Source organism: Pseudomonas marginalis, assembly GCF_008692035.1.
Classification (GTDB): Bacteria; Pseudomonadota; Gammaproteobacteria; order Pseudomonadales; family Pseudomonadaceae; genus Aquipseudomonas; species Aquipseudomonas marginalis.
Genome location: NZ_VTFG01000002.1, coordinates 1423217 through 1438335, shown reverse-complemented (window position 1 = coordinate 1438335; position 15119 = coordinate 1423217). Strand labels below are relative to the sequence as shown.

Genomic DNA, 15119 nt, shown 5'->3' with positions numbered 1-15119 from the left:
CTGCTGCAAGTTTCAAGCTGCAAGCTGCAAGTTGGAACGCAGCCCTCTTGCAGCTTGAAGCTCACCGCTTGCCCTCTCCTCAGATACTGAGGCGCATCGACAAATCCACCGCCTTCACATCCTTGGTCATCGCACCAATGGAGATGTAGTCCACCCCCGTCTCCGCGATAGGCAGCAGGGTGCTTTCATTGATCCCGCCGCTGGCTTCCAGCTTGGCCTTGCCGCCGTTCAGGCGCACGGCTTCACGCATATCTTCCAGGCTCAATTCGTCGAGCATGACGATGTCGGCGCCCGCTGCCAGCGCTTCGCGCAGTTCGTCCAGGCTCTCCACTTCGATTTCCACCGGCTTGCCGGGTGCGATCTTGCGGGCGGCGCTGATGGCTTGGGCAATCCCGCCGCTGGCAGCGATGTGGTTTTCCTTGATCAGGAACGCGTCATACAAACCGATACGGTGGTTGTGGCAGCCACCGCAGGTCACTGCGTACTTCTGCGCGAGGCGCAGGCCGGGCAGGGTTTTTCGAGTGTCCAGCAGCTTGACCTGGGTGCTGGCGACAAAATCCGCCAGGAACCGGGCGCGGGTGGCGACTCCGGACAGCAACTGCAGGAAATTCAGGGCAGAGCGCTCGCCACTGAGCAGCGAGCGCGCCGGCCCCTCCAGGTGGAACAGTGCCTGGTTGGGGCTGACACGTTCGCCGTCGGCCACCTGCCAGTGCACGGCGACCCGTGGGTCCAGTTGGCGGAATACGGCATCCACCCACGCAGTGCCGGCGATGACGGCGGCATCGCGGGTAATGATGGTGGCCGTGGCCAGCCGTTCGGCCGGAATCAACTGTGCGGTGATGTCGCCGCTGCCGATGTCTTCCAGGAGCGCGCGGCGCACGTTGGCTTCGATTTCGGCGGTGAGGTCGGCAAGACGGAGGTTCGGCATAACAGGCTCCACAAACAAAGTGTCCCGATTATAGGGGCAGCGTGCGTTTGAACCCAGGCTCACCACTCATTTACAGCGCAATGTCAGAGTTTGCTGGCGCAACGGCACTCATTTGCAAGATAATCTCGCGCCTTGCAATTGGCGTCATAGCTTTGACGTCCTGGTGATAACCGGTTATCCACAGCCTTATTGGGCCTGTACCCGATCTTTCCCCAACGCTTTACCGCCGTTTCAGGAGGCCAGGATGCACAATGACGGAAAGGTGGTGCCAATCAACAAGGCACAAGCCACGCCATCGCCGCTCGCGCGCCTGCCGGTGGTGCTGCTGCAGGTTCGCGATAAGGCGGCGCAGCAGTTACAGCAGGGTTTACAGGAACTGTTCGATAACGCCGACGACACCTTGTTCGAAATGGCCGACAAGGCCCGCAACAACGTGGACCACCATATCTTCTTTGAAGCCATGCGCGACCTGCGCCTCAAGCGCAAGAATTTCGAGCGCGTGTTCATGGAGCGGCTGTTCGAAGCCTTTGGCAACCTGGGGCTGGCGGGCCGTGGTGAACTTCAGTTGGTGCCGGTGGTGTCCTATGACGCGGCCTCAGGCACGTCCAAGGATGACCTGGAAAAAGCCGTCGCGCTTGAGGCCATGCTGGGCCGGGTGCGCCACCGCGACGGCCTGGCGCTGTCGCAACTCACGGCACGCTTGAGTGCCTTGCTCGGCAATCGCCTGGACGACAGTGAGAACCCCCTGGGTCCGGCGCTGCTGTGCGAGTTTTTCCTGCGTGCCGGGCGTAGCCTGGGCGTGGAGATCCGCGTCAAGCTGATCATGCTCAAGCTGTTTGAAAAGTACGTACTCAGTGATGCTGACCAACTGTACGGTGAAGCCAATCAGCTGCTGGTCGCGACCGGCGTGTTGCCGGAACTCAAGGCCGCGCCGTCCCGCCGCCCCTGTGGCCGTGCCGCCCGTGATCATCAGCGTGAAGAGGTATTGCCGAGCACCGACCAACACGTCGACGAAAATGGCCAGCAAGCCTTCAGCGCCTTGCAGGCGTTGTTGACCGTAGTGCGCGGTAGCGTGTCGCCTACCCTTGAAGCCAGTGCCGAACCCCAGCCCATCGCCACCCGCGACCTGTTGCGGCTGTTATCCCATTTGCAGCAGTACGTCCCGGAGCCGGAAGCCGAGGATGATTTCGACCTGCGTAACCAGCTCGAGCAGTTGCTTACCCGCGTCAGCGTCAAGAGTGGCAAGTCGCGGGTGGTGGAGGATGCGGATGAAGATGTGATCAACCTGATCGCCCTGCTGTTCGAATTCATCCTCAATGACCGCGCAGTGCCGGACGCCTTCAAGGCCTTGATCGGCCGCCTGCAGATCCCGATGCTGAAAGTGGCGGTGCTGGACAAGAGCTTTTTCAGTCGCCCCGGTCATCCGGCTCGGCGCCTGTTGAATGAAATCGCTACCACCGCCATGGGCTGGAGCCCGGTCGATGACTTCCAGCGCGACAGCCTGTACCTGCGCATAGAGCAGGTGGTTCAGCGTTTACTCAATGAGTTTGTTGAAGACCCGGCGATTTTTTCCCAATTGCTGACTGAATTCACTGCGTTCACTGCCGATGAGCGTCGTCGCAGCGAATTGCTTGAACAGCACACCCGCCATGCTGAAGAAGGGCGCGTGCGTACAGAAGCGGCGCGGGCACGGGTGGCCGAGGTACTGAATCGACGGATGCTGGGCAAGGTTTTGCCGCAGGCGGTGGTGCAGTTCCTGCAACAGGCCTGGAGCCAGGTGCTGTTGCTGGCCAGCCTCAAGCACGGCGAGCAGTCGGTGCAATGGCAAGCAGGGCTGCGCACCATGGATGAGCTGATCTGGAGTGTCAGCCTGCCGGCAGACACTGAAGCCGGGGTGCACTTGCTGGAGCAGTTGCCCGGGTTGCTCAAGGCACTGCGCGACGGGTTGACCAGCGCTGCATTCGACCCCTTCAGCACCCGTGATTTTTTTGTGCGCTTGCAGACCCTGCATGTCCGGCCGCCCGAGGGTGGCGATGGATGGCTCGAAGTGCGTGAACCCTTTGTGTTCAGCGTACTGCCGCTCGATCCCGTCGAGGGCCTGCCGGAGGATGATCCGGACCTGGCCAAGGTGCACCAATTGCGCGTCGGTGACTGGATCGTGTTCCAGCAGGGCCCGGCAGGCACCCTGCGGTGCAAGCTGACGGCGATCATGGCGCCGGCCAACACCTATATTTTCGTCGGCCGTACCGGGCTCAAGGTCCTGGAGAAGAGTGCCGGCCAACTGGCGATGGCATTCAAGCGTGGCGCGCTGCATAACCTCGACGATGAGCCGCTGTTCGAGCGGGCGTTGGCGGCGGTGGTGGGCAAGCTGCGTCAACTCAATCGCGGCAAGTGATCGCAACCACGGGGTCGAACGCGGCATACTGGTCACACTTAGTCACGTTCAAGGATCCTGTATGCAGTTGGACCCCGCCAGCGGCTGGTGCCAGGGCATTCGCCATTGCCCTTCACCCAACTTCAACGAGCGCCCGGCAGGCGAAATCTCACTGTTGGTGGTGCATAACATCAGCCTGCCACCCGCGCAGTTCGCTACCGGCAAAGTGCAGGAGTTTTTCCAGAATCGCCTGGACGTCACGGAACATCCCTACTTTGAAGGGATTGCCGACCTACGGGTGTCTGCGCATTTTCTGATTGAGCGCGATGGCACCGTGACGCAGTTTGTATCCTGCATAGACCGGGCCTGGCATGCCGGGGTCTCGTGTTTCGAAGGGCGTGAGACGTGCAATGACTTTTCCCTGGGCATAGAGCTTGAAGGTACGGATGATTTGCCGTTCACCAACCCCCAGTATGTGTCGCTGGTCGACCTGACACGGCAGTTGCTGGCAGCCTATCCAGGTATTACGCCGCAGCGTATCTGCGGCCATAGCGATATCGCTCCGGGGCGCAAGACCGATCCCGGCCCCGCTTTTGATTGGGTGCGCTTTCGCAGCGCCCTGCAGGATGGAGGACACGCACGATGAGTTTTCTGGTGTTGGTGCTGGCCGTGTGGATCGAGAAGTTCTCGGCCCTGCGCCAGCGGTTGCAGCGTGATGGCGGCTGGTTGCGCGAATTGGCCAAGTTGGAGTCGAGCCCGCGCATGGGCAAGCAGCCGTGGCTGATTCTGCTCCTGCTGGTGTTGCTGCCGGTGGCGTTGCTGGCGTTGTTGTTGCTGGTGCTGGAGCCGGTGGCCTATGGTTTGTTGGCGCTGCCGGTGCACTTGCTGGTGGTGATCTACAGCCTGGGCCGTGGCGATCTATTGGCTGGGCTGGGGCCATTTCGCGATGCCTGGCGCCGTGGTGACCTGCAGGCGGCCGAACATGTGGCCGAGCGCGACCTGAAGCTGGGCGCCGACAGCGGCGAGCAACTGCTGGAGCGCGTCCAGGGCCATCTGTTGTGGCAGGCCTACCAGAGCTTCTTTGCCGTGATTTTCTGGTACTTCCTGTTGGGGCCGGTCGCCGCGCTGGCCTATCGACTGCTGGCGCTCGCCAGTGAGCACAGCCAGAACCCTCTGGTGGCCGAGCGCGCCGGGCAATTGCGTCACGCGTTCGACTGGCTGCCGGTGCGCCTGCTGGCGGCCAGTTTTGCCCTGGTGGGCAACTTCGTCGCGGTCAGCCGTGTCATGCTTCACGAGTTGTTGAGCTGGGACATCAGCGCGGCGCAACTGGTGGAAAAAGTTGGCCTGGTCGCGGCTGAAATCCCGCCTCCGGCCGTGGGTGCCGATGGCATCAACAGCCTGGATCGCCTGTGGGAACTGCTGCTGCGTGCGGCGGTGCTGTGGTATGCCGGTTTCGCCATTTGGACCGTGTTGCCCTGACTCCTCTGCTGAGCGGGCTTGTCGAATCGTCGCACCGCCCGCGCCGGGCTGCGCAGCAGCCCGCTGCAATCCTCGTCCGTTAACTTTACGTTACAAAACTCCCTTTCAAATTGAGCTATACAGACAGAGCGCCAAATAGTGGCTTTCTGCCGCCGCCCTGCGCCTGAATAAAAATAAAACAAAGGGGAGGTCACCTGTGAAGAGCTTGCTCTATCCCGCCGTCGCGCTGATGAACCGTCTTAGCTTCGGCATGAAGTTCAGCCTGATCAGCGTGCTGTTCCTGCTGCCGATGCTGGCCACCAACTATTACCTGGTGCGCGATTCCTGGCGCGAATTCCAGGGCACCCGTGTCGAGCTGCAAAGCCTGGATTTGCTCGGCAGCAGCCTGGTCCTGCGCCGTGACCTGGAAACCCTCAATAACCAGGTGCAGATCAACGCAATACTTGGCCAGTCCGGCAAGGCCGCTGACCTTGAGGGCAAGATCAGCGCCCTGGAGCAGAGCGTGCTCGCCCGTCTGCAAGGCCTCACCCCGATGGCTGCCGAACCTGAGCAAATCGCCGCCTTTGAAGGTAAGCGTGACGAACTGATCACCGCCTTCCAGGCCCAGCAACAGGAAAGCTCGCTGCAGAGCAAAAGTGCGTTGATCGGCAAGTTGCTCAACAAGGCCCAGATGCTCAGCCAGATCATTGCCAGCCAGTCCGGCTTGAGCCGCGACCCCCAGAGTGACTTGCGCCAGCTCAGCGAGCTGATCACCAGTGTCACCCCGCAGGTCACCCAGACCCTGGGAGAAGGCCGGGCGATGGGGGCCTACTCCCTGGGCCAGGGTTTTCTCAACTCATCTTCCAGTACCCGCTTCGACGAACTGCTGCAACAGTTGGAAAAGCTCCAGGCCGAATACGCCTTGAAATTGCAGGACGTCCTGGGCTCCAGCAACGCCGCGCACGCGGCGCTCGACAGCCTGGCGAAGGCCAGCAATGCCAGCCTCAAGCACGGCAGTGAATTGTTTGAAGAGCAGGTGGTGATGGCCGAAACCCTTGACGCGCCGTGGCAGGGTTTCTATGACAGCGTCAGCCAATTGATGGAGCACACCTATCAGCTCGATGACGCCACCCTGACGTTCCTCGGGCAGCAGCTGGAGCAGCGCCTGGCGCAGAACCGTACGCACATGGTGGTGCTGGTCTCGGCGCTGACGGCGGTGTTTTTGCTGATCTTCTACCTGTATGCAGGGTTCTACGCGTCTACGCGCACCACGTTACGGCGCCTGGGGGCGATGATGGACAAGGTGGCCGCCGGCGACATGACCGTTACCTTTGTTGCCCAAAGCCGCGATGAGTTGGGCGACCTGGGCCAAGTGTTCAACGGCACCGTGGCGAAAATCCATGATTTGATCGAGCGCGTCGGGCATACCGTCAGCCAGGTCGAGTTGCAGGCCGGCCAAGTGGAAACGGTCTCGGCCCGGAGCAATCAGGCGGTCTCTGGCCAGCGCATGCAGATTGAGCAGGTGGCGACGGCCATGAACCAAATGTCTTCCACCGCCCAGGAAGTGGCGCGCAGTGCCGCGGCGGCGGTCAGCAGTGCCCACAGCGTCAACGATGAAACCGTCAATGGCCGCGGCCTGGTGCAATCCCAGCAGGGCAGCATTGCGCGGCTGGCCTCGGAGATCGACCAGTCGGTTAGGGTGATCAACCAGTTGGCCACCGACAGCCAGTCCATCAGCAGCGTCCTGGAGGTGATCAAGAGCATCGCCGAGCAAACCAACCTGCTGGCACTCAATGCGGCCATCGAGGCCGCACGGGCCGGTGAGCAGGGACGCGGCTTTGCCGTGGTGGCCGACGAGGTGCGAACCCTGGCCCGGCGTACCCAGCATTCCACCGAAGAAATCGAGCAAATGATCAGCCGCCTGCACAGCGGTGTGGCAGCGGCCGTGAAGGCCATGGGCACCAGCCATGAAATGGCCAGCGGCACCGTGGAACAGTCGGACAAGGTCCAGCAAGCCCTGGAAAATATCCTCGGTGCCGTGGGCATGATCGTCGATCAGAATCAGCAGATCGCCGCAGCGGTGGAGCAGCAGACCGCCGTCGCCCATGACATCGACCAGAATATCGTCGAAATCAATCGTGCCGGCGAGCATGCAGCCCAAGGCGCGCATCAGACTGAAGCGGCGAGCCGGCAGCTGTCGATACAGGTGATCGAGTTGAAGCAACTGATCGGGGCCTTTCGTGTGTAAGGCGGTGGCGTAGGATTGGTCTTTGGTTGGTGTAGTGCCTGTCCTGATTTCCTGGAGTGCCTTTTTTGCGCGGGTGAATGAGTGAAGATTTGTGTCACTCAATCAAGGTCCAAGGGAGGCATGACAATGACCACTGCAGTCGGCGTCAAGGGGCACTGCGCCCATTGCGACATCACGTTTGAACTCAAGCCTTGGCAGTTGAACGCCATCGCCATTGAAGAACCCTTTGATTGCCCGTATTGCCAGCGCGTCCTGGAGCTGAACTGCCCCCGGCAGTTGCGACATTTCAAGGCGCTGGACCATTGGGCGCTGGTATGCCCGAGCATGGCCGTGCTGACGTGCGTGGTGCTGATAGTGGCGCTGGTGACGGAGTGGATTGGCCTGATCAGTGTGGTCGGGCAGCTCAACGTGTCATTGATGGTGCTGCTGGTGCACTTCCTGGTGCTGCGCTATGTCCGTCATCGGCAGCGAATGACCTTGAACCTGCAAGCGGTGACCCCGGTATTACCAATTGAACAGCTCGCACGCATTGCGTGTGCTCGCCTCGGCCAGCGCTAGGGGGCTGGTGCCCATACGCTCGGCCAGGGCGGTGCAGATCGCCGGCAGGTGCTGCGGGCTGTTGCGCTGGCCCGGGTACATGGCCGGCGCCATGTCGGGGGCGTCGGTTTCCAGTACGACCGCGTTCAGCGGCAGCTGTGCCAGCACCTTATGCATGCGCAGGGCCTGGGGCCATGTGGCTGCGCCGCCCAGGCCGAGCTTGAACCCGAGCTTGATGTATTCATGGGCTTCTTCCCGGCTGCCGGCAAACGCGTGGATGATGCCGCCCCGTGGCAGGCGGATGCGCTTGAGCGTGGCGATCACGGCCGCGTGGCTGCGGCGTACGTGGAGCAGCGCCGGCAGCTGGAAGTCCACCGCCAGTTTGAGCTGGGCTTCGAACAGGTCTTGCTGGCCCTCGCGATCCAGCTGTTCAACAAAGTAATCCAGGCCGATCTCACCTACCGCGCAGAGCTGTCGATGGCCGTGCAGGCGGGTCAACCAGTCGCCCAACTCCGTCAGGTCGGCGGGCTTGTGCTCATCGAGGTACACCGGATGCAGGCCAAAGGCCGCGAACAAACCGGCATCCGCCTGCACCAGATCCCACAGCCGCTGCCAGTTCTGCTGATACACCCCCAGCACCACCATGCGCCGCACGCCCAACTCACGGCTGTGGGCGAGGACTTCCCGGCGATCGCTGTCGAAGTCCGGGAAGTCCAGGTGGGTGTGGGTGTCGATCAGCTCCACGCTCAGGCCTCGTGGATACGCTGCTTGAAGGTCCGGCCGATGGCGTGCACGCCCGGTTGGTATTGTTCTTCTTCAATGGCGGCCAGGGCCAGGCGCAGGGCGGTGTCGGCAATCAGCTGATGTTGCTGGGCCATGGCGTTGACCGGCAGCGGCAGGAAGTCCAGCAACTGGGTGTCACCAAACGTGCCCAGGCGCAGCGGGCGTGACTTGAGCGGGAAGTCATGCAGTGCGTCGAACACGCCTTGCAGCAGCACGTAGGACGTGGTCACCAAGGCGTCAGGCAAGTGCCCCAGTTGATGCAGAAGTTGCTCCATCAGCTGTCGGCCACAGTCGCGGCTGAAGGCTTCGCCGTGTTCGACGATGACCTCGCCGGTGAAACCGCCGAGCGCTTCACGGAAACCGGCCGCACGCTCCTGGCTGATGCTCAGCTCGGGCCGCGCGCCAATCAGCACGATCTGCTTGGGCAGCGGTTGCAGCAAGCTGCTGGTCAATTGCTGGCAGGCCTGGCGGTCGTCGCTGACCACCGAGCAGAAGTGGTCCGCCCCCATCACTCGGTCGATGGCAATCACCGGCAAACCCTTGGCTTGCAGCTCGCGGTAACTGTCATCGCTGGCCGGCAGGCAGCTGGCGACGAACAGCGCGTCGCAACGGCGGGCGCGGAACAGTTGCAGCAGTTGGCGCTCGCTGTCGGCTTCATCGTCTGAGCTGGCGATCAGCAACTGATAGCCGCGGGCCCGTGCACCTTGCTCCAGCAGCTTGGCGATACGTGCGTAACTGGGGTTTTCCAGATCCGGGAGGATGAACCCCAGGGTACGGGTATGCCGGCTGCGCAGCCCGGCGGCCTGGGGGTTGGGCGTAAAGCCATGGGCTTCAACCACGGCACGCACGCGCTCGACGGTCGCGCTGCTGATGCGTTGCTGTGCGGCTTTGCCATTGATGACATAGCTGGCGGTGGTCACGGACACACCGGCCAGACGTGCGATATCACTGAGTTTCAAACCGGGATTTCCTTGTTTTTTGGAGCTCGCCCCGACATTTTGTCCAATCGTAACCGATTCCTGCACACGACTAATGTCTCAGCTCAAGTGCCGAGTGGTCCTTCAAGGATGCGCAATTAACGCGTAACCTGCCATAAATTCTAGATTAAACGTTTCAGCCAGCGTATTTTTACGACGTTAGCCACTGAGTGCCTACTGCCAATTGACTACTCGGTCAGCTGTCCCGGAACACCATTACACTGTTTTATTCAAAACAATACCTAGTGCGTCCATCGCACTAACTAGGAGAACGGCATGCTTGAGCTCACTGTAGAGCAGATTTCCATGGGCCAGGTGGCTGTGGATAAATCTGCTGCCCTGCACCTGCTCGCTGACAAACTGGTGGCCGATGGCCTGGTCGCCGAGGGATATCTCAGCGGCTTGCAAGCCCGTGAAGCCCAAGGCTCGACCTTTCTTGGCCAAGGTATTGCCATCCCCCATGGCACCCCCGAAACCCGCGACCAGGTGTTTTCCACCGGCGTGCGCCTGTTGCAGTTCCCCGAAGGGGTGGACTGGGGCGATGGGCAGATTGTGTACCTGGCCATTGGTATTGCCGCCAAATCCGACGAACACCTGCGCCTGCTGCAACTGCTCACCCGCGCCCTCGGTGAAACCGACCTGGGCCAGGCGTTGCGCCGCGCCGGCACGGCTGAAGCCTTGCTGAAACTGCTGCAGGGCGCACCCCAGGAGCTGGCGCTGGACGCGCAGATGATCAGCCTGGGCGTGTCTGCCGATGACTTCGAAGAGCTTGTCTGGAGAGGCGCACGCCTGCTGCGCCAGGCCGATTGCGTCAGCAATGGGTTTGCCGCAGTGCTGCAGCAGGTCGATGCGCTGCCCCTGGGTGATGGCCTGTGGTGGCTGCACAGCGAGCAGACGGTCAAGCGCCCGGGCCTGGCGTTTGTTACGCCCGACAAGCCCATGCGCTATCTCGGCCAGCCCCTAAACGGTCTGTTCTGCCTGGCCAGCCTGGGTGAAGCCCATCAGGCCTTGCTTGAACGCTTGTGCGCCTTGTTGATCGAAGGCCGTGGCCAGGAATTGGGCCGCGCCACCAGCAGTCGCGCGGTGCTCGAAGTACTCGGCGGCGAGCTGCCAGCTGACTGGCCCAGCGCCCGCATCACCCTGGCTAACGCCCACGGCCTGCACGCACGGCCGGCGAAGATCCTCGCGCAATTGGCCAAAAGTTTTGAAGGCGACATCCGCGTGCGCATCGTTGACGGCCCGGTAGGCGCCGTGTCGGTGAAGAGCCTGAGCAAGCTGCTGAGCCTTGGCGCCCGGCGTGGCCAGGTGCTGGAATTTGTTGCTGAACCGACGATTGCCAGCGATGCGTTGCCCGCGCTGCTGGCCGCTGTCGAAGAGGGCCTGGGCGAAGAGGTCGAGCCACTGCCGACCGTGAGCGCACAGCCTGAAGCCCTTGATATTGCGCCAGTGATCAGCGCGCCACAGGCCGGCAGCCAGCTCCAGGCCATCGCTGCGGCGCCGGGCATTGCCATTGGTCCTGCACATATCCAGATTCAACAGGTGTTCGATTACCCCTTGCGCGGTGAGTCCTCGGCCATTGAGCGCCAGCGCCTGCAGGATGCCCTGGCCGATGTGCGCCGGGATATCCAGGGCCTGATCGAACGCAGCCAGGCCAAAGCCATCCGCGAGATTTTCATCACCCACCAGGAAATGCTCGACGACCCGGAACTCACCGACGAAGTCGACACCCGTCTCAAGCAAGGTGAAAGCGCACAAGCGGCGTGGATGAGCGTGATCGAAGCCGCCGCCAGGCAGCAGGAATCGTTGCAGGACGCGTTGCTTGCCGAGCGCGCCGCCGACCTGCGCGACATCGGTCGCCGGGTGCTGGCGCAATTGTGCGGCGTTGAAACCGCCCAGGAGCCGAGCGAACCCTACATCCTGGTAATGGACGAAGTCGGCCCTTCCGACGTCGCACGCCTGGACCCGGCCCGTGTCGCCGGCATCCTCACCGCCCGTGGCGGCGCAACCGCCCACAGCGCCATTGTCGCGCGGGCCCTCGGTATTCCCGCGTTGGTCGGTGCCGGCCCGGCGGTATTGCTGCTGGCCGCCGGCACGCCGTTGTTGCTGGATGGCCAGCGCGGTCGCCTGCATGTAGACCCCGATGCAGCCACCCTGCAACGTGCCACCGTCGAGCGCGATACCCGTGAGCAACGCTTGCAGGCCGCCTCGGCCCAGCGCCACGAGCCGGCGCTGACCCGCGATGGTCACGCCGTGGAGGTGTTCGCCAATATCGGCGAAAGCGCCGGTGTGGCCAGCGCCGTGGAGCAGGGCGCCGAAGGCATTGGTTTGCTGCGCACCGAACTGATTTTCATGGCCCACCCCCAAGCCCCGGACGAAGCCACCCAGGAAGCCGAGTACCGCCGTGTGCTCGACGGCCTCGGTGGCCGCCCGCTGGTGGTGCGCACCCTCGATGTGGGCGGCGACAAACCGCTGCCGTATTGGCCGATTGCCGAGGAAGAAAACCCCTTCCTCGGCGTACGCGGTATTCGCCTGACCCTGCAACGCCCGCAGATCATGGAAGCGCAATTACGCGCACTGCTGCGCTCGGCGGATAACCGCCCGTTGCGCATCATGTTCCCCATGGTCGGCAGCGTGGATGAATGGCGTGCGGCCCGCGACATGACCGAACGCCTGCGCCTGGAAATCCCGGTGGCCGACCTGCAACTGGGGATCATGATCGAAATCCCGTCCGCCGCGCTGTTGGCGCCGGTGCTGGCCAAGGAAGTGGACTTCTTCAGTGTCGGCACGAACGACCTGACCCAGTACACCCTCGCCATCGACCGTGGCCACCCGACCTTGTCGGCCCAGGCCGATGGCCTGCACCCGGCGGTGCTGCAACTGATCGACATCACCGTGCGTGCGGCCCATGCCCATGGCAAATGGGTCGGGGTGTGCGGCGAACTGGCGGCGGACCCGCTGGCGGTGCCGGTGCTGGTCGGCCTGGGTGTGGATGAGTTGAGCGTGTCGGCCCGCAGCATTCCCGAAGTGAAGGCGCGGGTGCGTGAATTCAGTCTGAGCGAGGCCCAGGGCCTGGCGCAAAAAGCACTGGCGGTGGGTTCGCCCGCCGAGGTGCGTGCCCTTGTGGAGGCCGTGTAGATGGCAAGGATTCTGACCCTGACGCTGAACCCGGCGTTGGACCTGACGGTACGCCTGGCGCACCTGGAGCCGGGTGAAGTCAACCGCAGCGAAACCCTGCTCACCCATGCCGCCGGCAAGGGCGTGAATGTGGCGCAAGTCCTGGCCGACCTGGGCCATCAAGTGACCGTGGGCGGTTTTCTCGGCGAGGACAACCCCCAAGCCTTCGAGGCGCTGATTGCACAACGTGGTTTTGCCGACGCGTTTATCCGCGTGCCCGGCGAAACCCGCAGCAATATCAAGATTGCCGAGCAGGACGGCCGGGTCACCGATATCAATGCGCCGGGGCCGTTGGTCAGTGAGCAGGCGCAGCAGGCGTTGCTCGACCAATTGACGCGCATTGCGCCGGGCCATGATGCGGTGGTCGTCGCCGGCAGCTTGCCGTGTGGCGTCAGCCCGCAGTGGTTGCAGGGGCTGTTGGAACACCTGAAGCGTCTGGGCTTGAAAGTCGCCCTGGACACCAGCGGCGAGGCGCTGCGTGCCGGTCTCAAGGCGGCCCCGTGGTTGATCAAACCCAATACCGAAGAGCTCGCCGATGCCCTGGGCGATGCCACCAACGTCATCAGCCAACTGCATCAGCAGGGTGTTGAGCATGTGGTCGTCTCCGACGGTGCCGCGGGCGTGAGCTGGTACAGCCGGGCCACCACCCTGCATGCCACGCCGCCCAAGGTGACGGTGGCCAGTACGGTAGGTGCCGGCGATTCGCTGCTGGCCGGGATGCTCCATGGTTTGCTTGAGTCTGAAGCGCCTGAACAAACCCTGCGTCGCGCCACGGCAATTGCCGCCATGGCGGTGACACAGATCGGTTTCGGCATCCGCGACGCCGCGCAGCTGGCGCGTCTTGAAAGCGGCGTCGCTGTACGCCCGCTGACAGAACAATAAGAGGGATTGTCATGAAGTTAGCCATTGTTACTGCCTGCCCCAACGGCATGGTCACCAGTGTGCTGTGCGCCCGCTTGTTGGACGCCGCCGCGCAACGCCAGGGCTGGAGCACCAGCGTCGAGGTGGTGGATGTACAGCGCCCGGAGCGCCAGTTGTCGCAGGCCACCATCGACGCCGCCGAATGGGTGTTGCTGGTCAGCAGCGCGGCGGTGGATATGCAGCGGTTTGTCGGCAAGCGGGTGTTCCAGAGCACACCGGCCCAGGCGCTGGCGGATGTCGAGGCGGTGTTGCGCCGGGGCGCTGAAGAAGCCCAGGAGTATGTCGTCAGCCAGGCAGCGGCTGCGTCGAAGCATGCGCCGCGTATCGTCGCGATTACCGCCTGCCCGACCGGCGTGGCGCATACCTTCATGGCCGCCGAAGCCTTGCAGCAGACGGCCAAGCGCCTGGGCTATGACTTGCAGGTCGAGACCCAGGGCTCGGTCGGTGCCCGTACGCCGTTGAGCCCCGAGGCCATCGCGAATGCCGACGTAGTGCTGCTGGCGGCCGACATTGAAGTGGCCACCGAGCGTTTCGCCGGCAAGAAGATCTACCGTTGCGGCACCGGTATTGCGCTCAAGCAATCCGAGGCGACCCTCAACAAAGCCCTGGCCGAAGGCGCGGTGGAAAGTGCCGCCAGCGGTACTGTGGCCAAGAAAGAAAAAACCGGCGTCTACAAACACCTGCTGACCGGTGTGTCGTTCATGTTGCCGATGGTGGTGGCGGGCGGTTTGCTGATCGCCTTGTCATTCGTGTTCGGCATCCATGCGTTTGAGCAGGAAGGCACGTTGGCGGCCGCGCTGAAAACCGTCGGCGACCGCGCCTTTATGCTGATGGTGCCGCTGCTGGCGGGTTACATCGCCTACTCGATTGCCGACCGCCCGGGCATTGCCCCCGGCATGATCGGTGGCCTGTTGGCGGGCACTTTGGGAGCCGGTTTTATCGGCGGGATTTTCGCCGGGTTTCTCGCCGGTTATTGCGTCAAGCTGATCACCCGTGCGGTGAAGTTGCCGCAGAGCCTGGAAGCACTCAAGCCGATCCTGATCATCCCGTTGCTGGCGAGCCTGTTCACGGGCCTGGCGATGATCTACCTGGTGGGGCCGCCGGTGGCGCGCATGCTCACGGGCCTGACCGATTTTCTCGCGACCATGGGCACCACCAATGCGGTGCTGCTGGGCATCCTGTTGGGCGGCATGATGTGTGTCGACCTGGGCGGGCCGATCAACAAGGCGGCGTATGCGTTTTCCGTCGGCTTGCTGGCGGCACAGAGCGGTGCACCGATGGCCGCGACCATGGCCGCCGGCATGGTGCCGCCAATCGGCATGGGCATCGCCACGTTTCTGGCGCGACGCAAGTTCGCCCAGACCGAACGCGAGGCCGGCAAGGCCGCGATGATTCTGGGCATGTGCTTTATCTCCGAAGGCGCGATCCCGTTTGCCGCCAAGGACCCGTTGCGCGTGATCCCGGCCAGCATCGCCGGTGGCGCATTGACCGGGGCGCTGTCGATGTACTTCGGCTGCAAACTGGCGGCGCCCCACGGCGGCCTGTTTGTGCTGGTGATCCCGAATGCGATGAACCATGCGCTGCTGTACCTGCTGGCAATCGTTGCCGGCAGCCTGCTGACCGGTTTGGTGTATGCGCTGATCAAGCGTCCGGAAGCGGTGGAGCTGGCTGTCGCACCGGTGTCATAAGCGCATGCTTTAGTGGCCCTTTTGATACTCA

At 62.9% G+C, this 15119-nt stretch carries 11 protein-coding genes and 1 pseudogene; 9 read left to right on the top strand and 3 right to left on the bottom strand.

Annotated features, from left to right (window positions below; all coding sequences use genetic code 11):
* Nucleotides 1–79 precede the first annotated feature (79 nt).
* Nucleotides 80–928, bottom strand: coding sequence for a carboxylating nicotinate-nucleotide diphosphorylase (gene nadC, locus FX984_RS26815; protein ID WP_146478164.1), 849 nt, complete (start codon nt 926–928; stop codon nt 80–82).
* A 244-nt stretch (nt 929–1172) separates the two neighbouring features.
* Between nadC and FX984_RS26810 the strand changes: the two genes are divergently transcribed.
* The 6 genes and pseudogenes from FX984_RS26810 to FX984_RS26790 all read left to right on the top strand — a co-directional run bounded on the left by FX984_RS26810 (nt 1173) and on the right by FX984_RS26790 (nt 7566).
* Complete coding sequence (locus FX984_RS26810; protein ID WP_092358804.1) at nt 1173–3323, top strand: DUF1631 domain-containing protein; 2151 nt, start codon at nt 1173–1175, stop codon at nt 3321–3323.
* A gap of 61 nt (nt 3324–3384) precedes the next feature.
* A complete protein-coding gene (ampD, locus tag FX984_RS26805) occupies nt 3385–3948 on the top strand; it encodes a 1,6-anhydro-N-acetylmuramyl-L-alanine amidase AmpD (protein ID WP_027604879.1) in 564 nt (187 codons plus the stop codon).
* Nucleotides 3945–4781 carry a regulatory signaling modulator protein AmpE gene (gene ampE / locus FX984_RS26800; protein ID WP_027604878.1) on the top strand — a complete coding sequence of 279 codons (837 nt, stop codon included), beginning with the start codon at nt 3945–3947 and terminating at the stop codon, nt 4779–4781. The genes ampD and ampE overlap by 4 nt, the downstream gene beginning before the upstream one ends.
* A 229-nt stretch (nt 4782–5010) precedes the next feature.
* Nucleotides 5011–6150, top strand: a pseudogene (locus FX984_RS33290) (HAMP domain-containing protein); the annotation flags it as partial.
* A 117-nt stretch (nt 6151–6267) separates the two neighbouring features.
* Nucleotides 6268–7008 carry a methyl-accepting chemotaxis protein gene (locus FX984_RS33285; RefSeq protein ID WP_370737678.1) on the top strand — a complete coding sequence of 247 codons (741 nt, stop codon included), beginning with the start codon at nt 6268–6270 and terminating at the stop codon, nt 7006–7008.
* Nucleotides 7009–7134: 126 nt separating this feature from the next.
* Nucleotides 7135–7566 (top strand): hypothetical protein, encoded by a 432-nt coding sequence (locus FX984_RS26790; protein WP_092358798.1) that lies wholly within the window; start codon nt 7135–7137, stop codon nt 7564–7566.
* Here FX984_RS26790 and FX984_RS26785 read toward each other — a convergent pair.
* Both FX984_RS26785 and cra read right to left on the bottom strand, forming a co-directional pair.
* Complete coding sequence (locus FX984_RS26785) at nt 7513–8289, bottom strand: TatD family hydrolase (protein ID WP_146478167.1); 777 nt, start codon at nt 8287–8289, stop codon at nt 7513–7515. The two genes, FX984_RS26790 and FX984_RS26785, sit on opposite strands and share 54 nt — an antisense overlap.
* Before the next feature lie 2 nt (nt 8290–8291).
* Nucleotides 8292–9287, bottom strand: coding sequence for a catabolite repressor/activator (cra, locus tag FX984_RS26780; RefSeq protein WP_146478169.1), 996 nt, complete (start codon nt 9285–9287; stop codon nt 8292–8294).
* 294 nt (nt 9288–9581) lie between these two features.
* On the opposite strand from cra, the gene ptsP reads away from it, so the two are divergent.
* Genes ptsP through FX984_RS26765 form a run of 3 tightly spaced genes read left to right on the top strand, consistent with a single transcriptional unit; the run spans nt 9582 to nt 15088 of the window.
* Nucleotides 9582–12440 (top strand): phosphoenolpyruvate--protein phosphotransferase, encoded by a 2859-nt coding sequence (gene ptsP, locus FX984_RS26775; RefSeq protein WP_154905405.1) that lies wholly within the window; start codon nt 9582–9584, stop codon nt 12438–12440.
* Nucleotides 12441–13361, top strand: a complete 921-nt coding sequence (gene pfkB, locus FX984_RS26770) for a 1-phosphofructokinase (protein WP_027604872.1) — start codon at nt 12441–12443, stop codon at nt 13359–13361.
* A gap of 11 nt (nt 13362–13372) precedes the next feature.
* Nucleotides 13373–15088: a PTS fructose-like transporter subunit IIB gene (locus tag FX984_RS26765; RefSeq protein ID WP_027604871.1), complete on the top strand. Its 1716-nt coding sequence runs from the start codon at nt 13373–13375 to the stop codon at nt 15086–15088.
* Nucleotides 15089–15119 lie beyond the last annotated feature (31 nt).